Source organism: Neisseria sp. Marseille-Q2251, assembly GCF_940793045.1.
GTDB lineage: Bacteria > Pseudomonadota > Gammaproteobacteria > Burkholderiales > Neisseriaceae > Neisseria.
Map to the genome: position 1 here is coordinate 1 of NZ_CALNWV010000004.1, position 23,633 is coordinate 23,633.

Annotated in this window: 20 protein-coding genes and 1 pseudogene; 11 read left to right on the plus strand and 10 right to left on the minus strand. The window is 51.5% G+C overall.

Translation table 11 applies throughout. The annotated features are described in order from the left end of the window. The 7 genes from AAG834_RS02685 to AAG834_RS02720 form a co-directional block, all read right to left on the minus strand. On the minus strand, positions 1–220 hold a 220-nt coding region (locus AAG834_RS02685; RefSeq protein WP_342031170.1), incomplete at its 3' end, for a helix-turn-helix domain-containing protein. A 38-nt stretch (positions 221–258) separates the two neighbouring features. Beyond that, a complete protein-coding gene (locus tag AAG834_RS02690) occupies positions 259–966 on the minus strand; it encodes an FkbM family methyltransferase (RefSeq protein ID WP_342031171.1) in 708 nt (235 codons plus the stop codon). 359 nt (positions 967–1,325) lie between these two features. After that, the gene (gene yidC, locus AAG834_RS02700; protein ID WP_342031172.1) at positions 1,326–2,975 is read right to left on the minus strand and encodes a membrane protein insertase YidC; all 1,650 of its coding nucleotides are present in this window, start codon (positions 2,973–2,975) and stop codon (positions 1,326–1,328) included. A 112-nt stretch (positions 2,976–3,087) separates the two neighbouring features. Next, entirely contained in the window at positions 3,088–3,309 is a 222-nt protein-coding gene (gene yidD / locus AAG834_RS02705; RefSeq protein WP_003741200.1) for a membrane protein insertion efficiency factor YidD, read from the minus strand. Next, complete coding sequence (gene rnpA / locus AAG834_RS02710) at positions 3,309–3,647, minus strand: ribonuclease P protein component (protein ID WP_070514073.1); 339 nt, start codon at positions 3,645–3,647, stop codon at positions 3,309–3,311. The genes yidD and rnpA overlap by 1 nt, the downstream gene beginning before the upstream one ends. A gap of 2 nt (positions 3,648–3,649) precedes the next feature. After that, positions 3,650–3,784 (minus strand): 50S ribosomal protein L34, encoded by a 135-nt coding sequence (gene rpmH, locus AAG834_RS02715; protein WP_002214728.1) that lies wholly within the window; start codon positions 3,782–3,784, stop codon positions 3,650–3,652. Positions 3,785–3,830: 46 nt separating this feature from the next. Continuing rightward, positions 3,831–4,211 carry a hypothetical protein gene (locus tag AAG834_RS02720; RefSeq protein WP_342031173.1) on the minus strand — a complete coding sequence of 127 codons (381 nt, stop codon included), beginning with the start codon at positions 4,209–4,211 and terminating at the stop codon, positions 3,831–3,833. On the opposite strand from AAG834_RS02720, the gene dnaA reads away from it, so the two are divergent. The 4 genes from dnaA to AAG834_RS02740 all read left to right on the plus strand — a co-directional run bounded on the left by dnaA (position 4,210) and on the right by AAG834_RS02740 (position 9,352). Next, a complete protein-coding gene (dnaA, locus tag AAG834_RS02725) occupies positions 4,210–5,760 on the plus strand; it encodes a chromosomal replication initiator protein DnaA (RefSeq protein ID WP_342031174.1) in 1,551 nt (516 codons plus the stop codon). The genes AAG834_RS02720 and dnaA overlap by 2 nt on opposite strands. Before the next feature lie 148 nt (positions 5,761–5,908). Continuing rightward, complete coding sequence (gene dnaN, locus AAG834_RS02730) at positions 5,909–7,012, plus strand: DNA polymerase III subunit beta (protein WP_003758101.1); 1,104 nt, start codon at positions 5,909–5,911, stop codon at positions 7,010–7,012. A 60-nt stretch (positions 7,013–7,072) separates the two neighbouring features. Next, complete coding sequence (locus tag AAG834_RS02735; RefSeq protein ID WP_009312333.1) at positions 7,073–7,558, plus strand: disulfide bond formation protein B; 486 nt, start codon at positions 7,073–7,075, stop codon at positions 7,556–7,558. A 132-nt stretch (positions 7,559–7,690) separates the two neighbouring features. Further along, the gene (locus AAG834_RS02740; protein ID WP_342031175.1) at positions 7,691–9,352 is read left to right on the plus strand and encodes an electron transfer flavoprotein-ubiquinone oxidoreductase; all 1,662 of its coding nucleotides are present in this window, start codon (positions 7,691–7,693) and stop codon (positions 9,350–9,352) included. A gap of 319 nt (positions 9,353–9,671) precedes the next feature. Here AAG834_RS02740 and serC read toward each other — a convergent pair whose 3' ends face one another. Continuing rightward, complete coding sequence (serC, locus tag AAG834_RS02745; protein ID WP_003777063.1) at positions 9,672–10,778, minus strand: phosphoserine transaminase; 1,107 nt, start codon at positions 10,776–10,778, stop codon at positions 9,672–9,674. A 354-nt stretch (positions 10,779–11,132) separates the two neighbouring features. Here serC and rimP point away from each other — a divergent pair, with 354 nt between their 5' ends. The 7 genes and pseudogenes from rimP (at position 11,133) to AAG834_RS02775 (ending at position 20,617) form a co-directional block, all read left to right on the plus strand. Then, positions 11,133–11,564: a ribosome maturation factor RimP gene (gene rimP, locus AAG834_RS02750; protein WP_003741871.1), complete on the plus strand. Its 432-nt coding sequence runs from the start codon at positions 11,133–11,135 to the stop codon at positions 11,562–11,564. Positions 11,565–11,589: 25 nt separating this feature from the next. Continuing rightward, positions 11,590–13,092 carry a transcription termination factor NusA gene (nusA, locus tag AAG834_RS02755; RefSeq protein WP_342031176.1) on the plus strand — a complete coding sequence of 501 codons (1,503 nt, stop codon included), beginning with the start codon at positions 11,590–11,592 and terminating at the stop codon, positions 13,090–13,092. An 11-nt stretch (positions 13,093–13,103) separates the two neighbouring features. Continuing rightward, positions 13,104–16,010 (plus strand): translation initiation factor IF-2, encoded by a 2,907-nt coding sequence (infB, locus tag AAG834_RS02760; protein WP_147611951.1) that lies wholly within the window; start codon positions 13,104–13,106, stop codon positions 16,008–16,010. 351 nt (positions 16,011–16,361) lie between these two features. Then, complete coding sequence (locus AAG834_RS02765) at positions 16,362–19,130, plus strand: calcium-binding protein (protein WP_342031177.1); 2,769 nt, start codon at positions 16,362–16,364, stop codon at positions 19,128–19,130. A gap of 172 nt (positions 19,131–19,302) precedes the next feature. Then, positions 19,303–19,413: pseudogene (locus AAG834_RS13760) on the plus strand (IS5/IS1182 family transposase); the annotation flags it as partial. A 20-nt stretch (positions 19,414–19,433) separates the two neighbouring features. Continuing rightward, positions 19,434–19,949: a DUF4189 domain-containing protein gene (locus AAG834_RS02770; protein WP_342031178.1), complete on the plus strand. Its 516-nt coding sequence runs from the start codon at positions 19,434–19,436 to the stop codon at positions 19,947–19,949. A gap of 137 nt (positions 19,950–20,086) precedes the next feature. Next, positions 20,087–20,617 (plus strand): DUF4189 domain-containing protein, encoded by a 531-nt coding sequence (locus AAG834_RS02775; protein WP_342031179.1) that lies wholly within the window; start codon positions 20,087–20,089, stop codon positions 20,615–20,617. Between the two features lie 161 nt (positions 20,618–20,778). Here AAG834_RS02775 and AAG834_RS02780 read toward each other — a convergent pair whose 3' ends face one another. Together AAG834_RS02780 and AAG834_RS02785 are read right to left on the minus strand one after the other, a co-directional pair. Then, entirely contained in the window at positions 20,779–21,003 is a 225-nt protein-coding gene (locus AAG834_RS02780) for a hypothetical protein (RefSeq protein WP_156798107.1), read from the minus strand. Between the two features lie 8 nt (positions 21,004–21,011). After that, positions 21,012–23,267 carry a nitric-oxide reductase large subunit gene (locus AAG834_RS02785; RefSeq protein ID WP_045072703.1) on the minus strand — a complete coding sequence of 752 codons (2,256 nt, stop codon included), beginning with the start codon at positions 23,265–23,267 and terminating at the stop codon, positions 21,012–21,014. Between the last annotated feature and the right edge of the window lie 366 nt (positions 23,268–23,633).

Sequence of the window (23,633 nt, forward strand, 5' to 3'; positions counted from 1 at the left end):
GGCGTTTCATTCCGTACTTTGCCTGTTTGAAACGGTTGTTGGTACTGGTTTGGGGTTTGAGCAGTCTGCCTCTTGCGGCTTTAAGTGCGCGGTAAATGGTGACGCGGCTGACTTGGTAGCGGCGTGCTAGGGAGGTGACGCTTTCCTTCCCCTGCGTGTAGGCCAGCCAAATGGCTTGGCGGTGGTGTGGGGTGAGACGGGTGTTTTTGTGCATGTTCATGTTTCAGTATTCTCCTGGAAATACTGTAAACAACGCTACTAGTTTCTACAATTGAGATCTACGCCCGATAGGCTTTCGGGGCGGCGGAAGAAGTTGTCTTCCTGATAGCGGTGGGAAGCAAACCAATAGCAACGATAATCCATACGCTCAAAATGGCGGATTAAATCGAGGCAGTTGTCAGGCTGAGCCTCTGCAAAAATGATTGGTTTATGCTGTTCAATCAGGCGTTTTGCGCCGTTGAGTACATGGCTTTCAAAGCCTTCCGCATCGATTTTCAGTAAATCCAGCGCATTGAGTTTTTGAAGCTCGGGATGTCGGTCTAATGCAGTAAGGCGTATGGTTTCGTTGTAGCGGATACCGTCAAAGCTGGATTCGGTGTCAAAACCCTTGTCCAAAGAAAAACTACCGTAATTCCACTCTGTTTCATAATCTGAAGAGGGAATCTCCAGCCAAGCGTTTTCATCGCCCACGCCTTCTTGATAGGCGTAAACATTGGTCAGACTGTTGAGTGATATATTGGCACACAGAGTTTGGAAAATCACCCGCTGCGGCTCGAAACAGAATAGTTTGCCGCGCTCGATATGTCGGGCGATGGGAATTGCGTACATACCAATATTTGAGCCGACTTCGACGACATTGCTGTCGGCACGAAGATTGTTTAGAAGAAAACGGACTTCCAAATCCGACCATTCGCCATAAGCCTGCGCGTATCGGCTGATGAAGTCGCCTTCGATTAAGTTAAACATGCCTCTTTTGAGCATATGTAAAGACGTCCGCATGATGATGCCCTTTAAAAAATAATGGATTGATTTGATACTTTGAAAATTATAGTGGATTAAATTCAAATCAGGACAAAGCGACGAAGCCGCAGACAGTACAGATAGTACGGCAAGGCGAGGTAACGCCGTACTGGTTTAAAGTTAATCCACTATATTTTCTTAATGCGTGTATCAGGCTGCTCCGCCGGGGTTTAAATTTTGCCTATCGAATCAAGCCTGACAGTGTAGTCGAGTTAAGTCGAAGCCGACAAACCATCGGTATTCTAATAGAAAAGGTCGTCTGAAATTAAGTTTTCAGACGACCTTTTTAGTGTGTCAAACCGCTGTTAGGAAACCACTTCGCCTTGGGCGCGTTGTTTGTCGATGCTGCGGTTGATGTGCCATTGTTGGGCGATGGTCAGGAGGTTGTTGACTACCCAGTACAATACCAGACCGGCGGGGAAGAAGAAGAACATGGCTGAGAAAACCAGCGGCATGACTTTCATCATTTTTGCCTGCATCGGGTCGGTCGGCGGCGGGTTGAGGAATGTTTGGGCAAACATCGTTACCGCCATAATCACGGGCAGGATGTAGTAGGGGTCGGAGCGGCTAAGGTCGGTAATCCAGCCCAGCCAAGGTGCCTGACGCAATTCTACGGAGGCGAACAATGCCCAGTACAAGCCGATGAAGACGGGGATTTGCAACAGCATGGGCAGACAGCCGCCCAGCGGGTTGATTTTTTCGTCTTTGTAAAGCTGCATCATGGCTTGCTGTTGCGCCATACGGTCGTCGCCGTATTTTTCTTTGATGGCTTGCAGTTTGGGCGCGGCGGCGCGCATTTTTGCCATCGAGCGGTAGGATGCGTTGGTCAGCGGGTAGAGTACGGCTTTGACGATGATGGTCAAAACGACGATTGCCCAGCCCCAGTTGCCGATAATGTTGTGCAGTTGGTTCAGGAGCCAGAAGAGGGGGGAGGCGAACCAGTGTACTTTGCCGTAGTCTTTTGCCAGTTGCAGGTTGTCAGCGATATTGGCGATAACGGATGTGGTCTGCGGGCCGGCGTAGAGGTTGATGGAGGCTTCAGATTTCGCACCGTTTTGGATAGCGGCAAGGGGAACGCTGACGCTGGTGCTGTACAGGTTGTCGTTGCGGCGTTTGATGTCGATACGGCAGTCGCCTGCGGCGCAAACGCTTTGTCCGCCTTTGGGTTGGAGGATCCAGGTGGACATGAAGTGGTGTTCAATCATGCCGAGCCAGCCGGTTTGGGTTTTGCGGGCGTATTCGGCTTCGTTTTTGCCTGATTTGGCATCGTCGTCCAAGTCGGAGAAGCTGACTTTTTGGAATTTGTCTTCAGGAGTGTAAACGACGGGGCCGACGAAAGAGCGGGTAAAGTAGCCTTGACCTTCAGGTTCGCTGTGGTCGCGTACGATGCGGTAGTCCGCGCTCAGGTTGGCGGGCTTGCCGCTGGTGTTGGTGATGTCGAAACGGACGTTGACGAGGTAACTGTCTTTGGTGAAAGTATAGACTTTGTCGATTTTCAGTCCGTTTGTTTCAGGCGCGCTCAGGCGGACTTCGACTTTGTCGCCGTTGAGGCCGTATTCTTTTTGCGCTGCGGTAAAGTTGACGCCTTTGAGGATGTTGTTGCCTTGTGCATCCAAAAGCTCGGACTGGGCAACGTAGGTGTATTCTTTACTGTCGTTAAACAGGGTGAATGCTTTGTTTTCGTCGCCATTTGCTTTGTATTTGAGCAGGGTCATTTGACGCAGGTCGCCGCTTTTTTCGTCGATGACGGCTTTGACCGTGTCGGTCGTTACGGTAATCGGCGTTGCGGGGGCGAGTGCGGCTTCAGCGGCAGCGGTTGCGGCGGTTTGCTGCTGTTGCTGTTGCTGCGCGGCTTGTTGTGCCGGATCGGGTTTGGGGCTGGGGAAGAAATGTTCCCAGCCGGCAAAGATTGCCAGCGAGATGGCAAAAAATGCCACTAGTCTTTTAAAATCCATAAGAGATTCCTGGAATTGACGGGTATGTAATGGAGATGAAAACTGCTTCAGACGGCATTATATAGAAACCGACGGGAAATTAAAGGAAATCAAGTTATCCGAATGATTTGGATTACGGGACGGGGTCGTGTCCGTGTCCGCCGAAAGGGTGGCAGCGGGCGATGCGTTTGACGGCAAGCCAGCCGCCTTTGAATGCGCCGTATTTTTTGACTGCCTCGACCGCATATTGCGAACAGGTCGGGGTATAGCGGCAGCGCGGCGGTATCAGCGGGCTGATAGCGTATTGGTAAAAACGGATCAGCGCGAGGATGAATTTGGACAACAGGGTGTTCATCAGCGTTTGCACATGAGTTGCGCCAATTGGTTTCGGGCTTCGGCAGCGTTTTGCCGATTGAATGCCAGACGGACGCGTACGACGAAATCATGTGGTGGCAGGCTGTTTTTGTTCAGTCTGAACCAGTCGCGGATGACGCGCTTCATATAGTTGCGCTCATGTGCGCGTTTCGCTGTTTTTTTGCTGACGACCAAGCCGAGCCGCGGATGGTTCAATCCGTTGTCGGCAGATTGGGAGACTTGCAGCAAATCGCGGCTGCGCCGGTTTTTGAACGCAAAAACGGATGAAAAATCATCCGTTTTTAATAAGCGGTACTGCTTTCCGAAGCGGTAGTCCAAAATTACACTGCCAAGCGTTTGCGGCCTTTGGCGCGACGGGCTGCCAATACTGCGCGACCACCGCGGGTTTTGGAGCGAACCAGGAAGCCGTGGGTGCGTTTGCGTTTGGTAACGGAAGGTTGATAAGTGCGTTTCATGATGTTTCCTAAAAAATCGGTAGATAAATAAATCGTGAATTACACTCTAATTTTCATCTTTTGTCAATCTCGGTTGAGTAAATGGATATGGCGCGCGGGGTGGTTCGGTTTGCGGATTTGCGCGGCGCTTTGTGGATAAAATTTCCGGCGGGTTGTGGATAAAGTTGGTCGGAGTGGGTATAATCGGCAATCCCTGTCCCTTTGTCGGGCGATAGGTCGTCTGAAAATGTTGATATGGATTTATCGTGATGATTTTCCAAAAATAGTTTAATTGTATTTTCAGACGACGTTTGGTTTGGCGGATAGGGTTTGTGCGGTATTTGCGACACTTTTCCCGTCGGGCTGAAACCGCATTTTCAAAGGCTGCAATTTCCGACGGTTTCTCTCTGTTTCTTTCCAACGATTTCCACGACTCGAGCTTATTCATGACGCTAGCAGAATTTTGGCCGCAGTGCCTCCGCCGACTTCACGATATTTTGCCTGCCGGGCAGTTCGCGCAATGGATTGCGCCCTTGACCGTGGGCGAGGAAAACGGCGTGTGGGTGGTTTACGGTAAAAACCAGTTTGCCTGTAATATGCTTAAAAGTCAGTTTGCTGCCAAAATCGAAGTGGTGCGCGCGGAATTGGCTCCGCTGCAGGCGGCTTTTGCGTTTAAGGCGGGCGTGGGGCAGCATTATGAAATGGCGGAAAATGCAGGGACGGTTGCGCCTGAACAAGCCGCGTTGACGGAAGAAATGCCGAAAGTGGACGCGCAAGAATCTTTTTCGGACGGGACGTCGTCTGAAAACTCAGACAGACCTTCCGTTGCGAAAACAGCGGCGGATATTTTGGCGCAGCGCATGAAAAACCTGCCGCACGAAAACAAGCAGCCTGCCGCCGCGCCCGCAGAATCCAAAGCCGTTGCCAAAGCCAAAACGGAAGCGCAACGCGATGCGGAAGAAGCGCGTTACGAACAGACCAATCTGTCGCGCGACTATACATTCGATACTTTAGTAGAAGGTAAGGGCAACCGCCTTGCCGCCGCTGCCGCCCAAGCCATTGCAGAGAACCCGGGGCAGGGCTACAACCCGTTTTTCCTGTACGGCAGCACGGGTTTGGGTAAAACCCACTTGGTGCAGGCCATCGGCAACGAACTGCTGAAAAACCGTCCTGACGCCAAAGTGCGCTATATGCATTCAGACGACTATATCCGCAGCTTTATGAAGGCGGTGCGCAACAATACTTACGATGTGTTCAAGCAGCAATACAAACAATACGACCTGTTGATTATCGACGACATCCAGTTCATCAAAGGCAAAGACCGTACGATGGAAGAATTCTTCTATCTGTACAACCATTTCCATAACGAGAAAAAACAGCTCATCCTCACTTGCGACGTATTGCCTGCCAAAATCGAAGGCATGGACGACCGCCTCAAATCGCGTTTTTCATGGGGTTTGACTTTGGAACTCGAGCCGCCCGAGCTGGAAATGCGCGTGGCGATTTTGCAGAAAAAGGCAGAAGCGGCAGGCATCAGCATTGAAGACGAAGCCGCATTGTTTGTTGCCAACCTGATTCGTTCCAACGTGCGCGAACTGGAAGGCGCGTTCAACCGCGTCAGCGCCAGCAGCCGCTTCATGAACCGCCCCGTCATCGACATGGATTTGGCGCGCACGGCTTTGCAGGACATTATCGCCGAAAAACACAAAATCATTACCGCCGACACCATTATCGACGCGACTGCCAAATATTACCGCATTAAAATCAGCGATATACTTGGCAAAAAGCGCACGCGCAACATTGCCCGTCCGCGTCAGGTCGCCATGAGCCTGACCAAAGAGCTGACCACCCTCAGTCTGCCGTCCATCGGCGACGCGTTCGGCGGACGCGACCACACGACCGTCATGCACGGCGTGAAAGCCGTCGCAAAACTGCGCGAAGAAGATCCCGAGTTGGCACAAGATTACGAAAAACTCCTGATTCTGATTCAAAATTGAGCCAGAACCGGCTTTCAGACGACCTATCTCTTAAAAGGTCGTCTGAAAACACAAATACACTTTGATTTTAACGGCGGCGAATCAACCATCTCGTCCGCCGAACCCGATTTAAAAACACCCGAAATAACCGATTCAAAAGGAATTGACCATGCTGATTTTACAAGCCGACCGCGACAGTCTGCTCAAGCCGCTGCAAGCCGTTACCGGTATCGTCGAACGCCGCCATACCCTGCCCATCCTCTCTAACGTCCTGCTCGAAAGCAAAGACGGTCAAACCAAACTTCTGGCGACCGACTTGGAAATCCAAATCAACACAGCCGGTCCGGAAAGTCAGGCGGGCGACTTCCGCATTACCACCAACGCCAAAAAATTCCAAGATATCCTGCGCGCCTTGCCCGACAGCGCCATCGTTTCGCTCGACTGGGCGGACAACCGTCTGACCCTGCGTGCAGGCAAATCACGCTTCGCCCTGCAAACCCTGCCTGCCGAAGACTTCCCGCTGATGAGCGTCGGCGAAGACATCAGCGCAGCGTTTTCCCTGTCGCAGGAGACTTTCAAAACCATGCTTTCGCAAGTCCAATACAGCATGGCAGTGCAAGACATCCGCTACTATCTCAACGGCTTGCTGATGCAGGTTGAAGGCAACCAACTGCGCCTCGTCGCCACCGACGGCCACCGCCTTGCCTACGCCGCCAGCCAAATCGAAGCCGAATTGCCCAAAACCGAAGTCATCCTGCCACGCAAAACCGTTTTGGAACTCTTCAAACTGCTGAACAACCCGTCCGAACCCATCAGCGTCGAACTGCTCAACAACCAAGTGCGCTTCCAATGCAACGGCACGACCATCGTCAGCAAAGTCATCGACGGCAAATTCCCCGACTTCAACCGCGTCATCCCGCTGGACAACGACAAAATCTTCCTCGTTTCCCGTACCCAACTTTTGGGCGCGCTTGAACGTGCCGCCATCCTTGCCAACGAAAAATTCCGCGGCGCGCGCCTGTTCCTGCAACCCGGCCTCTTGAGCGTCGTGTGCAGCAACAACGAGCAGGAAGAAGCCCGCGAAGAACTCGAAATCGCCTACCAAGGCGGCGAACTCGAAGTCGGCTTCAACATCGGCTATCTGATGGATGTATTGCGCAACATCCATTCCGACGATATGCAGCTCGCCTTCGGCGATGCCAACCGCTCGACCTTGTTTACCGTACCGAACAACCCGAACTTCAAATACATCGTTATGCCGATGCGCATTTGATACGGCAGTTGTTTTGAAATGAATAAAAAGGTCGTCTGAATAATTGGAAAGTTTAAGGTTATGAATTTTTTTAGAAAAACCATCTTTTTTCTGGTTGTCTTATCGATCTTGGCTGCCTGCGGTTCGTTCGTCTCGCAATATGTTTTAGGAATGGACCCTTGCGTTTTATGTATTTTGCAGCGCTTGTCGGTTTTGGCGGTCGGATTGGTGGCTTTGACGGCAGCCTTTTTCCGTCAGGCTTCTAAGATTGGCAGACTGTTCAGCGCCTTGTTGGTCAGTGTGCCTGCGGTTTATGGCGCGGGTGTTGCGGCCTATCAATTGTGGCTGCAAAGCCTGCCGCCGGGCAGTGCGCCGTCCTGCGGTGCGCCGTGGACTTTCCGTTTGAAGGATTGGCCGCTGTTTGACTGGTTTGAACCGATTGTGCGCGGCTTTGGCGATTGTGCTGTGCCAGACTATCTGCTGGGCATTGCTTTGCCGTACTGGAGCATCGCCTATTTCGGTTTTGTGATTGTGTTGGTGTGGTTTGCCTGGTTTAAAACCAAATAACAGCAAAGATCAAAAGGTCGTCTGAAAACCGAAAATCAGGTTTTCAGACGACCTTTGTTGTATTTGGTAACTATATGTTCCCGTTGTATAATTACAGGTTTGCAATTCAATAATAAATATACAGGAACCGCCATGACAGAATCCATCACCCGCGACAGTATGCAATACGATGTCGTGATTGTCGGCGCAGGCCCGTCGGGTTTGTCCGCCGCCATCAAACTCAAGCAGCTTGCCGAACAAAACGGGCGCGAAATCAGCGTTTGCGTGGTGGAGAAGGGTTCGGAAGCGGGCGCGCATTCGCTGGCGGGCGCGGTCATTGATCCGATTGCGCTGAATGAGTTGATTCCCGACTGGAAAAAGAAAGGCGCGCCGCTGACGCGCGCGGTAACGCAGGACAAAGTGTTGTTCCTGACGGAGAAAAAAGCGTTCAATCTGCCTATTACCCCTAATTTCGACAATCATGGCAACTATATCGTCAGCTTGGGCGAAGTCGTGCGCTGGTTGGCGGAGCAGGCAGAAAATATGGGCGTGGAAATCTATCCGGGCTTCGCCGCCGCCGAAGTGCTGTATCACGAAGACGGTTCGGTTAAAGGCATTGCAACCGGCAATATGGGCGTGGGTAAAGACGGCGAGCCGACCGACAGTTTCCAGCCCGGCATGGAGCTTTGGGCGCAGCAAACCCTGTTTGCCGAAGGTTGCCGCGGTTCGCTTTCCAAACAAGTCATCGAACGTTTCCAACTCGACCAAAACAGCCAGCCGCAAACTTACGGCTTGGGCATCAAAGAGATTTGGGAAGTGTCGTCTGAAAAACATCAGCCCGGCTTGGTGGTGCACAGCGCGGGCTGGCCGCTGGACAGCAAAACCTACGGCGGCGCGTTTGTTTACCATTTCGACGACAACAAAGTCGCCGTCGGTTTCGTGGTCGGTTTGGATTATCAAAATCCTTATCTGTCGCCGTTTGAAGAGTTCCAACGCTTCAAAACCCATCCCGAAATCCGCAAAACCTTCGAAGGCGGCCGCCGCATCGCTTATGGCGCGCGTTCGCTGATTGAAGGCGGTTTGCAAAGCCTGCCGAAGCTCTCGTTCAAAGGCGGCGTTTTAATCGGCGATGCGGCGGGTTTCCTCAATATGCCGCGCATCAAAGGCATTCATACCGCGATGAAATCCGCCATGCTCGCCGCCGAAGCCGTGTTCCCCTTGTTGGAAAACCTTGAAGAAGTGGAAAACTTCAACAACGGCAAAGAGGCGGCGGATTATCAGCAACGTTTTGAACAAAGCTGGCTGTATCAAGAGCTTTACGCCGCGCGTAACGTCCGTCCGTCATTCAAATGGGGCGTTTACCTCGGCTCAATCTATACCGGCATTGACCAGATGATTTTCAGAGGCAAGGCCCCGTGGACCTTGAAACATCACGGCAAAGACAACGAGCAACTCAAAAAAGCCGCCGCGTGCAAGCCGATTGATTATCCGAAACCCGACGGCGTGTTGACCTTCGACCGCTTAAGCAGCGTCTTCCTCGCCAATCTTGCGCACGAAGAAAACCAGCCCGACCATTTGGTGCTGAAAAATCCGCAAACGATGATAGACGTGAACTACAAAGAATACGCCTCGCCCGAAACGCGCTATTGTCCGGCCGGTGTGTATGAAATCGTCGAAGAAAACGACAGTCCGCGCCTGCAAATCAACGCCGCCAACTGCGTTCACTGCAAAACGTGCGACATCAAAGACCCGACGCAAAACATCACTTGGATTTGCCCAGAAGGTGCGAGTGGACCGAATTATGGCGGGATGTAGGTTTCGGCGGTAACTTTGGCTAAGTTGGGCAAACATTTGCCGCGCCAGATAAAGAAAGGTCGTCTGAAGATCTTGATTTCAAGTTTTCAGACGACCTTTTGGGTTTTTGCAAGAAATAGGCGTTAACAGAATATCGTTGATTTATAGTGGATTAACTTTAAACCAGTACGGCGTTGCCTTGCCGTACTATCTGTACTGTCTGCGGCTTCGTCGCCTTGTCCTGATTTAAATTTAATCCACTATACCTGATTACGGTACGCATTCATCCGCGCTTGAGATTTGTGTTGAATCGGCTGTGCTTTTAAAGGCGCATTTTGTCTTATCCGTAACGCCGCTGGAAATCGCTCATAAAGTCCGCCAAAGCCTGTACGCCTTCGAGCGGCATGGCGTTGTAAATGCTGGCGCGCATACCGCCGACGGTTTTGTAGCCTTTGAGCAGGCACAGGCCTTGCAGTTCGGCTTCGAGGACGAAGCGGCGGTCGAGTTCGGCGGAGGCGGTTTGGAAGACGACGTTCATTTTGGAGCGGGCATCGGGGCGGATTCGGTTGATGTAGAAGCCGCCGCTGTTGTCGATGGCGTCGTAAAGCGTTTGGGCTTTGATGTTGTTGACGGCTTCGATTTTCTTCACGCCGCCTTGTGTCAGCAGCCAGCGGAACACTAAACCTGACATATAAATGGCGTAGGTTGACGGGGTGTTGTACATGCCGTCGCGGTTGATGTGGGAACGGTAGTTGAAAACGTCGGGAATGCTGTCGGGGCAGCGGTCGAGCAGGTCTTCTCGGGTGATGACGACGGTTGTGCCGGCAGGACCGATATTTTTTTGTGCGCCCGCGTAAATCAGCCCGTAGTCGGAAACGTCAAATTCGCGCGAGAGGATTTCGCTGGACATATCGCAAACGAGTGGCGGCAGGTCGTCTGAAAGTTTGGGAACGGTTTGGTATTGCAGACCGTTGACGGTTTCGTTGATGGCGAAGTGGACGAAGGCGGAGTTTTTGTCTATGTCCCAAGTTTCGACGGGCGGCAGGGCGGTGTAGTCGAATTGTTCGCCGCCGTGTGCCGCCAGTCGGATTTCGGCATCGGTCAGGCGGCTCATTTGTTCGTAAGCAATGCGGCTCCAGTTGCCCGTTACCACTGCGTCGGCAGACGGAAAGCCATGCGCCAGGTTCATGGCGACCATGTTGAATTGCGTGGTCGCGCCGCCTTGCAGGAACAGGATTTTGTAGTTGGAAGGAATGTTCAGCAGCGTGCGCAGGTCTTGTTCGGCATGATGGAGGATGCTGAGAAACATTTCCGAGCGGTGGCTCATCGCCATGACGGGGAAGCCTGTGCCGTTGTAGTCGAGCATTTCTTGTTGTGCGGTACGCAATACGGCTTCGGGCAGGACGGCGGGACCTGCGGAAAAGTTGTAGATGGGGCGGGCGGACATGGCGAGGCCTTTTTGTTTCGATGATAACAGCTTTGGATTTTAGAATGACGGCGTGCTTCGTGCAAGCCGTATGGCAGGAAAATGGGGTCGTCTGAAAAAGAAAGATTGGAAATAAAATGATTATTATCAATGGGTAAGGTTTAATGGCGATTTTTCAGACGACCGTTTTTGTCAACAATTTTAAGCTTGGTTTTATGCTGCCAGGCGTATCCATTCTATGAGGTCGTCTGAAAAAAGCCGCGATAAATCAACGCTTTTCTTTTGAGTGGAAAGCGGTTATAATAAGCCAATTTTTCAATTTTGACGAAAAATGGCCACGGGGCCATTTTTTTGTTTATGTACTCCGGGAGATTCATGGATATTCAAACAATTCTCGAAAAAACCCTGCCGGGTTTGGGCTACGAACTGGTCGATTTCGAGCTGACTGCGCAAGGCACGCTGCGCGTGTTCATCGATAAGGAAGGCGGTATCACCGTCGAAGACTGCGCGACTGTCAGCAATCATTTGAGCCGCGTGTTCATGGTGGAAGACATCGATTATAAAAATCTGGAAATTTCCAGCCCCGGTCTTGACCGGCCTCTGAAAAAAGCCGCCGATTTCGTGCGCTTTGCAGGACAACAGGCAAAAATCAAAACCCGCCTGCCGGTTGACGGACAAAAGAATTTTATCGGCCGCATCGAGGGTTGTGAAAACGATACCGTAACGCTCTCTTTCGACGGCAAAACCGCGCAAATCGGCTTGGATAATATCGATAAAGCCCGCCTGCGCCCCGAATTTAAATTTTAAAACTTGATATTGGAGATTCTAAAAAATGAGTCGCGAAATGTTGCAACTTGCCGAAGCGTTGGCAAGCGAGAAAAACGTTGAAGCGGAAGTGGTATTCCAAGCATTGGAATTTGCTCTTTCTACCGCAGCCAAGAAAAAAGCCGACCGCGAGCATATGGACGTGCGCGTCGAAATCGACCGCGATACCGGCGAATACCATACTTACCGCCGCTGGCTGATTGTTGCCGACGAGGATTACACCTATCCCGACCTGGAAAAAACCATCGAAGAAATCCAAGAAGAAATTCCGGGTACCGACATTCAAATCGGCGACTACTACGAAGAAACGCTGCCGAACGAAGGCTTTGGCCGCCAAGCCGCGCAAACTGCCAAACAAATCATCCTGCAACGCATCCGCGATGCCGAGCGCGAGCAAAATCTGAACGAATTCTTGGCCGTTAAGGAAGACATCGTTTCAGGTACGGTAAAACGCGTAGAGCGCCACGGCATCATCGTCGAAGTCGTTCCGGGCAAGCTGGACGCGCTGATTCCGCGCGAACAAATGATTCCGCGTGAAAACTTCCGCGGCGGCGACCGTATCCGCGCGCTGTTTTTGCGTGTGGACGAAATCGGCAACACTGGCCGCAAACAAGTCATCCTCAGCCGTACTTCGGGCGATTTCCTCGCAAAACTGTACGAAATGGAAGTACCTGAAATTGCAGACGGTTTGTTGGAAATCCGCGAAGTGGCGCGCGATCCGGGCCAACGTGCGAAAGTGGCGGTCAAAGCCAACGACCAACGCATCGATCCGCAAGGCACTTGTATCGGCGTGCGCGGCTCCCGTGTGAACGCCGTCAGCAACGAATTGGCAGGCGAGCGCATTGATGTGGTGCTGTGGTCGTCTGAAACTGCCGAGTTCGTGATGAACGCACTGTCTCCTGCCGAAGTCAGCCGTATCGTGATTGACGAAGACAAACACGCGGTTGACGTGATTGTCGCCGAAGACCAGCTTGCGCTTGCTATCGGCCGCGGCGGTCAAAACGTGCGCTTGGCATCTGATTTGACAGGTTGGCAGTTGAACATCATGACTGTCGAAGAAGCGGACGAACGCACTGCTGCCGAAGACGCAGCCATCCGCGACCTCTTCACCACGCATCTGAACATCGACGACGAAACCGCCGATATTTTGGTAGAAGAAGGTTTTGCCACGCTGGAAGAAGTTGCTTACGTTCCGGCTGCCGAATTGCTCGCCATCGAAGGCTTTGACGAAGAAATCGTCGAAACCCTGCGCAACCGCGCGCGCGATGCGATTCTGACCATGGCGATTGCGTCCGAAGAGAAGCTGGAAGAAGTTTCAGACGACATGCGCAATCTGGACGGCGTAGATTCCGATATGCTCCGCAAACTGGCGGAAGCCGGCGTAACCACCCGCGACGATCTGGCGGAACTGGCCGTTGACGAACTGATTGAAATAACCGGTGTAGATGAAGAAGCGGCGAAAAAAGTGATTCTTGCCGCCCGCGAACACTGGTTTACTGAAGAGAACTAATGGGGGTACAGATGAGTAACACAACCGTAGAACAATTTGCCGCCGAACTGAAACGCCCCGTCGATGATTTGCTGAAACAACTGAAAGAAGCCGGCGTCAATAAAAACAGCGGCAGCGATTCCCTGACGCTGGACGACAAACAACTGCTGAACGCCTATCTGAAAAAGAAAAACGGCAATGACGGCGGAACCATCAGCATCCGCCGCAAAAAAACCGAAGTCAGCACTGTCAGCGGCGTCAAAGTCGAACGCAAACGCGGCCGTTCCGTAACGATTCCTTCGCCGGAAGAGCTTGCCGCCGAAGCTAAAGCCAAAGCAGTAGCTGAAGCGCAAAAAGCCGAGCAGACAGAAGCGAAAGACCAAGCCACAGAACAGGCAAAAGCCGAAGCTGAGGCCGCCGCCCGTGCCGAAGCGCGTGCGAAAGCCGAAGCGGAAGCTGCGAAGTTGAAGGCTGCCAAAGCGGCAAAAGCCGAGCCGAAAGCCAAAGCGGAAGAAGCAAAACCTGTTGAAGCGGCTGAAAAACCTGCCGAAGTGAAAGCAGCTGAAAGCAAAGCCGACGACAAACCGGCAGAACCTGCTGCACAAGCAGTTCAGGCTGAAGACAAACCTGCCCAAAGGTCGTCTGAAAAACCTGCCGAAGGCAAAGCCAAGCCTAAACAAGACAAAGGCAATAAAGGCAAAGACGCGAAAAAAGCAGCCAAACCCGCTGCCCCTGCCGCTCCGCAACCTGTGGTCAGCGCGGAAGAGCAAGCGCAACGCGACGAAGAAGCACGCCGCGCCGCCGCTTTACGCGCCCATCAAGAAGCCTTGTTGAAAGAAAAACAAGAGCGTCAGGCGCGCCGCGAAGCCATGAAACAACAGGCGGATCAGCAAGCCAAGCCCGCAGCCGAAGCCAAAGCTGCCGAGCAGCGCAAGCCTGCCGAAAAAGCCAAAGCCGCGCCCGCAGAAGGCAAAGCCGCTAATCCTGCCCGTGCGAAAAAAGAAGACCGCCACAACCGCGACGATGACAACCAAGGCCGAAACGCCAAAGGCAAAGGCGGTAAAGGCGGACGCGACCGCAATGCGCGCAACGGCGACGACGAGCGCGTACGCAGCGGTAAAAAAGGTAAGAAACTCAAACTCGAGCCGAACCAACACGCCTTCCAAGCGCCGACCGAACCTGTCGTACACGAAGTCTTGGTTCCTGAAACCATTACCGTTGCCGATTTGGCGCACAAAATGGCAGTCAAAGGCGTGGAAGTGGTCAAAGCCCTGATGAAAATGGGCATGATGGTCACCATCAACCAATCCATCGACCAAGACACCGCCCTGATTGTGGTGGAAGAACTCGGCCACATCGGCAAACCTGCCGCCGCCGACGATCCCGAAGCATTCTTGGATGAAGGCGTGGAAGCTGTGGAAGCCGAAGCGCTGCCACGTCCGCCGGTGGTTACCGTCATGGGTCACGTCGACCACGGTAAAACCTCGCTGTTGGACTACATCCGCCGCGCCAAAGTGGTACAAGGCGAAGCGGGTGGCATTACCCAGCACATCGGCGCATACCACGTTGAAACCCCGCGCGGCGTGATTACCTTCTTAGATACCCCGGGTCACGAAGCGTTTACCGCCATGCGCGCGCGCGGTGCGAAAGCAACCGACATCGTGATTCTCGTGGTCGCAGCTGACGACGGCGTGATGCCGCAAACCATCGAAGCCATTGCCCACGCTAAAGCAGCGGGCGTACCGATGGTGGTTGCCGTCAACAAAATCGATAAAGAAGCTGCCAACCCCGAGCGCATCCGCCAAGAGTTGACCGCACACGAAGTCGTGCCGGACGAATGGGGCGGCGATGTACAATTTATCGACGTTTCCGCCAAAAAAGGCATCAATATCGACGCGTTGCTCGAAGCCGTATTGCTTGAAGCCGAAGTTTTGGAACTGACCGCCCCTGTCGATGCACCCGCCAAAGGCATCATCGTTGAGGCACGTTTGGACAAAGGCCGCGGCGCGGTCGCCACCCTCTTGGTGCAAAGCGGTACGCTGAAAAAAGGCGATATGCTGCTTGCCGGCACCGCGTTCGGTAAAATCCGCGCGATGGTCGATGAAAACGGTAAAGCCGTCAACGAAGCCGGCCCGTCCATTCCGGTCGAAATCCTCGGCTTGTCCGACGTGCCGAATGCCGGCGAAGACGCAATGGTGTTGGCAGACGAGAAAAAAGCCCGCGAAATCGCGCTCTTCCGCCAAGGCAAATACCGCGACGTGCGCCTTGCCAAACAGCAGGCGGCGAAGCTGGAAAATATGTTCAACAACATGGGCGAAAACCAAGCCCAATCCTTGTCGGTCATCATCAAAGCAGACGTACAAGGTTCTTACGAAGCTTTGGCGGGCAGCCTGAAAAAACTGTCCACAGACGAAGTGAAAGTGAACGTATTGCACAGCGGCGTGGGCGGTATTACCGAATCGGACGTCAACCTTGCCATCGCTTCAGGCGCGTTCATCATCGGCTTTAACGTGCGTGCAGACGCTTCTTCGCGCAAACTTGCCGAAAATGAAAACGTGGAAATCCGCTACTACAACATCATTTACGATGCCATTGACGACGTCAAAGCAGCCATGAGCGGCATGCTGGCGCCGGAAGAGAAAGAGCAGGTTACCGGTATGGTCGAAATCCGTCAGGTCATCAGCGTATCCAAAGTCGGCAACATCGCAGGCTGTATGGTTACCGACGGCGTGGTCAAACGTGATTCCCATATCCGCCTCATCCGCAACAACGTGGTCATCCACACCGGCGAACTGTCTTCTTTGAAACGCTACAAAGACGATGTCAAAGAAGTTCGCATGGGCTTCGAGTGCGGCTTGATGATCAAAGGCTACAACGAAATTATGGAAGGCGACCAACTGGAATGCTTCGACATAGTCGAAGTCGCCCGCTCGCTGTAATTTCCCGTTGTCAATAAAAGGTCGTCTGAAAACCTCATCCATCAGGTTTTCAGACGACCTTTTCGTTTTATAGCGGATTGGATTGGCGCAGTGCGGCGTTGGCCAACGCTTAATCTTGGTTTGAATTCAATTTGGTATAAATGATAAACAAATTAATCAATTAAAATATAAATTCCGATTAAATAATGTTTTGAGAAAGAGTTAGAACTTGTTGAGGTTAAAGCAGTCTAAGGAAGCCACGCAGTTCGACTGCGTGAAATGATGCAATCAATAAATTACGATACCCCCAATCTGGTTATTTATCCCATCTCCCCGGATAGGCAACCGTCAACTCACGGAAAAAATAATATCATGGATGCAAAACAAGTCTTTCGCACTATCGTTTCTGAAGAATCTGTCGCACACTCTGCGTCTTTGGAAAGGTCGTCTGAACCCAAGGTCTCCCAAGGAACAAAAAACAATGATGTCTATTATGTTACCCATACCGCAGACAACATTGTGGAAAAGACAAATGAAGGACAGGATACCGTTTATAGCAATGTCAGCTACACCTTGCCGGACAATGTCGAAAACTTGGTTTTGACCGGTTCGGATAATATTTATGGCGCGGGCAACAATTCAGACAACGTATTGGTCGGCAACAGCGGTAACAACCGCCTGTACAGCGGGCGCGGCAATGATACGGTTTACGGGGGCGCAGGTCACGACAACATCAACGGGGGAGACGGCGACGACCAACTGTTCGGCGATGAAGGCAACGATATCTTGGATGGCGCGGCAGGAAACGACGTATTGCAAGGGGGTGAAGGCAACGATACCTATTTGTTCGGCGAAAAAAGCGGCAAAGATACAGTAATTGACCGCCAAGGCAGCAACAGCATCCGCTTTTTAGACGGTCTCAGCGCAGACGATCTGACGGTTACCGCCGTGCGCAATGCAGAAGGCGGACAGGACTGGCGTATCGCAGTGAAACACACCCAATCCGTCCTGACCATTTCCAATCAATACCAAGAAGGCAGCAATATGCCTTCCGTCCAAAGGTTTGTTTTCGCAAACGGCACATTAAACCTCAACCAATTCATCAAAGCCACCCAAGCGCAAGTAGAAATACGCGACAATGCAGGCGAACGTATTGAAGGCACGGATGGAAACGACGCGCTGAACGGTACCGTCGGCAACGACGTCATCGACGGCAAAGCAGGCGCGGACATGATGCGCGGCGGCATCGGAGACGATACCTACTATGTAGATAACGCAAAAGATGTTGTCGTTGAGAATAGTGGCGAAGGCAATGATACCGTGATCAGCAGCGTTTCTTATACCGCCTCAACCCACGTTGAAAACGTTACCCTGACCGGCAACGCCAATATCTACGCGGCAGGCAACAACAGCAATAACACCCTGACCGGCAACGACGGACACAACCGACTCAATAGCGGCCGCGGCAACGATACCGTTTACGGCATGGGCGGCAACGACAACATTAACGGCGGCGACGGCAATGACTATTTGGACGGCGGCGATGGCAACGACACCATCAACGGCGACGCAGGCGACGACACTTTAATCGGAGGAGCAGGCAAAGATATGTTGAAAGGCGGAACAGGCAACGACACCTATATTTACGGCAGCGACGATACGATTATCGACAATCAAGGCAACAATACCCTGAAGTTTTCAGACGACCTCCGTGTCAGCGACATCAAAGTAAACGTCATCGACAATGCCGACGGCAGCAAAAACTGGGAAATCACATCCGCCAACGGCTCGGCAACCATTCAAAACCAAGTTGACGCCCAAGGACATATTTCCATCAACCAATTCCAATTCCTCGGCGAAAACTATACAGCCGAAACCCTGCTCAAAGCCGTCAACACCGGAAAAGCCGACCAAGGCATCAAAAATGAAGGCACACCGAACGACGATGTGATTGTCGGCAGCAAGTTTAATGACGAATTAAGCTCCGGCACAGACGGCAGGGACGTGATCTACGGCATGGACGGCGACGACATTATCCGAGACGAAGGCACGACCTACTGGGGCAACGAATGGTCTTCAGACGACAAACTGTACGGCGGAAACGGCAATGACAAACTGTATGCGCGGGTCGGAGCCGATTACCTCGACGGCGGCGCGGGCGACGATTATCTGGAAGGCGGAGACGGGCGCGATACCTATGTCTTCGGCAAAGGATACGGACACGACACCATTTTCGACTTCGGTTTCGATATCGACGAAGAATTCAATCCCACCTCCATCAGCAACGCCGTAAAATTCACCGGCGGCTTGACATTGGATGACTTGAATATTTCCGTGACCCCGGGCTACGACAAAACCGGCATCGACTACACGCCCGATCCGTTTGACTACACCATCAACCCCCGTCTGAACGGCAACACATGGACCGTTTCCATCAAAGGCAGCAATGACGTATTGACGATTAAAAACCAAATGGGTTCGCAAGGCGCCATATCCGAGTTCCAATTCGACAACGGCACATACAGCACGGAACAAATCATCGAACATTTCGGTTTGAAAGTATCCCATGTCCGCAAAGACGGCACGATTATTCAATACCTGAATGACGACAGCGATACCTTTGACCAACGACTGTACGAAGGTTCCAACCGCATTATCCACGGCACCGACAACGGCGACACCGTCAGTGTTTCAGGCAACTACGGCGGCAAAACCACCTTTATCGGCGGCAGCGGCGACGATACCGTCAAAGTCGGACACGACAGCACCATTGATGCCGGCGCAGGCAATGACACCATTTCCGTCAGCAGCTATTCCAATACGATTACCTTCGGCAAAGGCAGCGGGCATGACAAATTGTCGCTGAACGCAAGCGGCGAGGACAATACCGTATTGTTCTCAGGCAATCTGACGCTGAAAGACATCGATTTGGAAATCAATAAAGCAGGAAACAACAAAGAGAACTGGGTGCTCAAACTCAAAGGCAGCGGCGACACCCTGACCGTCTTGGATGCCGTCCACTCCTCAGATGGCGGCGATACCGTAGACGCGTTCAAGTTTGCCGCCTCAGGCGAAACATACAGCATGTCGCAATTCCTGACCGCTTTGGGACACGATACCGCCCATCAAGGCGTTTTGTAAGCTTCACAAAGCAATACGGCAGCATTGTCGATTGATTTGTTTTTTCAGACGACCCCTGAAGGCTTAGGGGTCGTCTGAAACTTTATTGTGTGGCGATAGACGATAAAGAAGAAACGATCCGTCTGATTTTGACTGGGTTGCTTAGGGAACAGGGTAAAGTAAGAATATGATTTATAGTGGATTAAATTTAAATCAGGACAAGGCGACGAAGCCGCAGACAGTACAGATAGTACGGCAAGGCGAGGCAACGCCGTACTGGTTTAAATTTAATCCACTATACGTTCAAAAATAAGGAATAAACCGATGAAGCATATATTATTAGCGGCTGCCATGATTTTAAGCAGTTTCGCTAACGCAAATGAAATGAGCAATCCTTGTGTCTATCATCCTGATTTGCCGGGATGTGCGGGTAATAACCGACCGATGGAACAGGGAGGTAGGGTAATTAATATCCCGAGCCGTTGGGGGGCGATTTATTACAATGCTGCAAATCAAGCAATAGGTTATTCTGAAAACAATACCAAAGGCTACCGTTCAGCCAATAAAGAGGCATTGGCAAATTGTATTAAGGCAGGAGGTGTTAAGGATCCATTGGATCGCAATGGAGAAGGCTGTAGCTTAATGACTGAATTTCAGAATAGGTGTGGAGCGATCGCATTAGGCAGCAGTGGCGAAAAATATAGGGCTGCGGCAAAGAACGCTACATTATTGTCTGATGCGGAACAAAAAGCGATTTCTGCATGTGAGGCAGGGCAATCATTTAAATGCACCATCCGCTATTCAGGCTGTTCTCGCCATCCTGACTACCTTCGTTACTAAATGAATTTTCAGACGACCCTAAATATTCAGAGGTCGTCTGAAAACTTATTTTGCATCGATAGGAACGAAAGCGGTGCCGAGTTATACGGCAGGGTTTTGAGAGAAACGAATAGCGGAAAAGATTAAGAGGTATAAAGATGAAGAAGATATTTTTGGTGTTGTTGGCTTTGAATAGTTTTACCGTCTTGGGCAACCCTTTGGGAGGGAATCCGACTGACGGTTATTGCCAAACTGTCGATGGCAGCGCGTGCGGTTGGGGAGGTGGCAGTTCGTCTTCTCGACGGGTGTATAAAGTGCCGAACCGTTGGGGTGCGATTTATTTTAATCCTGTTAATAAAGCGGTTGGATATTCTGAAAATAATACAAAAAGTGAAGAATCAGCTAATAAAGAAGCTTTAGCAAACTGTATTAAGGCAGGCGGAGGTGAAAATCCTGTAACGAGAAGCGATGGCAAAGGCTGTCGTCGGATGAGCCAATATCGCAATGTATGTGTCGCTTTTGCTGTTGGTCCTGATAGAAATAAGGAAAGTCGTAGTGGGTTTGCTGTGATAAATGACGATTATGTTGAAAAGGCAGAGCAAAAAGCATTGGATGAATGCGGACGATATTCTGATAAATGTGCTATTAAATATTCAGGTTGTTCCCGTCACCCTGATTACCGCTATTGATTGATTTTATTTTTCAGACGACCTCCAAATGTTCAGAGGTCGTCTGAAAAGCTCTTCGCTTTCCGTTCCGACAAAAACCGTTTTAGAACCGACCGCGCTTTGATGTGCGGTTTTTTGTTGTCTGGGTTTTGTCTGTTTCCAGTTTCAGACGACCTTGTTTTCTAAACGGTATTGGGGTCGTCTGAAAAATAGGAAAAACGGGGCGGGTGGCTGTCTTGGGATGTGTAGGGATTCAATTCGTTGGAGGAGGGTAGGGATAGATGGGTAAAGAGGGGGTATTCTGTGCGTATGGCTGTTAAACGGGGAGGGCTGTTGCTGAAATGAAAGTAGGCAGGCATCAAAAAAGGTCGTCTGAAAATTTCAGACGACCTTTTGATTGCATTCAAGCTAGGATTTATTTATCGCGGCTGAATACGATTTTGGTTGCTTGGATGGCTACGCAGACTGCACCGCCGATGAAGATCAAGTCGGCTGCTGTGCGTACCCAGCGCAGGGTGTCGAGGATTTCCATTTGCAGGAATTCTTCGCTACGGGCATACCACAGGCCATGAGTGATGGAGGCGTATGCTTGAATCGCGCCGACAGGCAGCAGGCTGATGGCGATCATGCCGACCAAGCCGCCGTTGAGCAGCCAGAAGCCCCAAGTCATGAGTTTGTCGTCGAAATGTGCGTTTGGTTTCAGGTAGCGGGCAACCAGTAATACGAAGCCCAGTGCCAAGAAGCCGTATACACCGAACAAGGCTGCGTGTGCGTGAACTGCGGTAGTGTTCAGACCTTGGATGTAGAACAGGGAAATCGGCGGGTTAATCAGGAAGCCGAATACGCCGGCACCGATCATGTTCCAGAAGGCAACTGCTACGAAGCACATCAGCGGCCAACGCAGGCGTTTCGCCCATTCGGACAGGTGTTGGTAAGACCAGTGTTCGTAAGCTTCACGGCCCAGCAATACCAGCGGTACGACTTCCAATGCGGAGAAGCAGGCACCGATTGCCATAGAGGCGGAGGTAGAACCGGAGAAGTACAGGTGGTGCAGCGTACCCGGGATACCGCCCAACATGAAGATGGCGGCGGCAGCCAGAGTGGATGCGGTAGCGGTACTGCGACGGACGAAGCCCATGTTGTAGAAGATGAAGGCAAAGGCTGCGGTAGCAAATACTTCGAAGAAGCCTTCTACCCACAGGTGAACTACCCACCAGCGCCAGTATTCCATCACGGCAATCGGGGATTTTTCGCCGTAGAACAGACCGGGCGCGTAGAACACGCCGACACCGACCATAGAGGCAACGAAGATTGCCAGCAGGTTTTTGTCCACGCCTTTTTCTTTAAAGGCGGAGATGGTGCAGCGCAGCATCAGGAACAGCCACAACAGCAGACCGACCATCAGCAGGAGTTGCCAGAAACGGCCCAAATCGAGGTATTCGTAACCTTGGTGTCCGAACCAGAAGTTGAGATCGGGGCGAATGATGTGGGTCAGGGCGAAGAAGTTACCTGCATAAGAACCGCCGACTACGATGAACAGGGCGATATAGAGGAAGTTTACGCCGGCACGTTGGAACTTGGGATCTTTGCCGCCGTTCACAATCGGAGCCAAGAACAGACCTGCTGTCAGGAAGCCGGTTGCAATCCAGAAGATGGCGGATTGGATGTGCCAAGTACGGGTCAATGCGTAGGGGAACCAGTCGGACATTTCGAAGCCCAGTGCTTCGTCGATGCCGTAGAAACCTTGACCTTCGACGGTGTAGTGCGCGGTCAGACCGCCCAGCAACACTTGTACCACAAACAGGGCGACTGTCAGGAAGACGTATTTGCCCAATGCTTTTTGGGAAGGAGTCAGCTGTACTTTGGAAATCGGGTCTTCAGTCGGAACTTCTACTTCTTCGTGTTTGGTCAGGAAGGAGTAACCCCACATCAGCAGGCCGATACCCATCAAGAGCAATACAACGCTGGTGAACGACCACATGTAGTTTTCAGTAGTCGGTACGTTGTTGATCAGAGGCTCGTGCGGCCAGTTGTTGGTGTAGGTGAAAGTTTCGTCAGGACGGTTGGTCGAGGCAGACCATGAAGTCCAGAAGAAGAAGTTGAACAGTTTTTCACGCGCTTCTTTACTTGGCAATGTGTTGTTTTTCATTGCGAAGTGTTCGCGGGTCGTCTGAAGGGCGGGATCATCGCTGTATACGCCGTGGTAGTAAGGCAGGATGCTCTCAATGGCTTTGACACGGGTATCGCTGATGACGACGCTGCCGTCTTCTTTAATACGGCTTTGGTTGCGGTATTCGTCGGCAAGGCGGGTTTTCAGTACGGCTTGTTCTTCAGGAGAAACTTCGTTGAATTTTTTGCCGTAAGTCTCTTGCGCAGTCAAATCCAACCATGCGACAAGCTCGCGGTGCAGCCAGTCGGCTGTCCAGTCCGGAGCCTGGTATGCGCCGTGTCCCAATACGGAACCGACTTCCATACCGCCGGTGGTTTGCCAGGCTGATTGACCTGCCAAAATATCGTCTTTGGTCATCAGCTGAGTGCCTGATGCCGAAACGACTCTCTCAGGATAAGGCGGGGCTTTTTTATAAACCTCGCTGCCCATGTAGCCAAGAATGGTAAAGCAGACTGCCAGGACGGCAAACAGCAAGTACCATAGCTTCTTGTACTGTCCCATTTCAGAACTCCTTATTTTGGTAAAAAGTGGTTGCTTATAAATTCATACTATATGAATGTTAAAGATTGTAGCACTCTTTTCAGGCAAAAGAAATATTCTCTTAACAACAATCTTTAAAAAACAGATATATAGTCAATAATAATTCCTATTATCAAAAATACGGTGGCATTTTTGTAAAGAATTGGATAAAACATGTGAGCAATAATAGATGATTTGATGTAGTTTTATCTAGTTATTAAGTAGTAAAATGGGTAGTAAAAGTTCATCTTTGATGAATTAATTGATTTAGGTCAAGATATAGCGGTAAAACCACCTACATAATCCTACAAAAGTTCACAAGAGATGCCTTTCAGACGACCCGGAATA

Coding starts and splice junctions, on each gene's coding strand:
- AAG834_RS02690 (WP_342031171.1), bottom strand. CDS start 966: ATGTTTAACTTAATCGAAGGCGACTTCATCAGCCGATACGCGCAGGCT.
- yidC (WP_342031172.1), bottom strand. CDS start 2,975: ATGGATTTTAAAAGACTAGTGGCATTTTTTGCCATCTCGCTGGCAATC.
- yidD (WP_003741200.1), bottom strand. CDS start 3,309: ATGAACACCCTGTTGTCCAAATTCATCCTCGCGCTGATCCGTTTTTAC.
- rpmH (WP_002214728.1), bottom strand. CDS start 3,784: ATGAAACGCACTTATCAACCTTCCGTTACCAAACGCAAACGCACCCAC.
- dnaA (WP_342031174.1), top strand. CDS start 4,210: ATGACGCTAGCAGAATTTTGGCCGCAGTGCCTCCGCCGACTTCACGAT.
- AAG834_RS02720 (WP_342031173.1), bottom strand. CDS start 4,211: ATGAATAAGCTCGAGTCGTGGAAATCGTTGGAAAGAAACAGAGAGAAA.
- dnaN (WP_003758101.1), top strand. CDS start 5,909: ATGCTGATTTTACAAGCCGACCGCGACAGTCTGCTCAAGCCGCTGCAA.
- AAG834_RS02735 (WP_009312333.1), top strand. CDS start 7,073: ATGAATTTTTTTAGAAAAACCATCTTTTTTCTGGTTGTCTTATCGATC.
- AAG834_RS02740 (WP_342031175.1), top strand. CDS start 7,691: ATGACAGAATCCATCACCCGCGACAGTATGCAATACGATGTCGTGATT.
- serC (WP_003777063.1), bottom strand. CDS start 10,778: ATGTCCGCCCGCCCCATCTACAACTTTTCCGCAGGTCCCGCCGTCCTG.
- rimP (WP_003741871.1), top strand. CDS start 11,133: ATGGATATTCAAACAATTCTCGAAAAAACCCTGCCGGGTTTGGGCTAC.
- nusA (WP_342031176.1), top strand. CDS start 11,590: ATGAGTCGCGAAATGTTGCAACTTGCCGAAGCGTTGGCAAGCGAGAAA.
- infB (WP_147611951.1), top strand. CDS start 13,104: ATGAGTAACACAACCGTAGAACAATTTGCCGCCGAACTGAAACGCCCC.
- AAG834_RS02765 (WP_342031177.1), top strand. CDS start 16,362: ATGGATGCAAAACAAGTCTTTCGCACTATCGTTTCTGAAGAATCTGTC.
- AAG834_RS02770 (WP_342031178.1), top strand. CDS start 19,434: ATGAAGCATATATTATTAGCGGCTGCCATGATTTTAAGCAGTTTCGCT.
- AAG834_RS02775 (WP_342031179.1), top strand. CDS start 20,087: ATGAAGAAGATATTTTTGGTGTTGTTGGCTTTGAATAGTTTTACCGTC.
- AAG834_RS02785 (WP_045072703.1), bottom strand. CDS start 23,267: ATGGGACAGTACAAGAAGCTATGGTACTTGCTGTTTGCCGTCCTGGCA.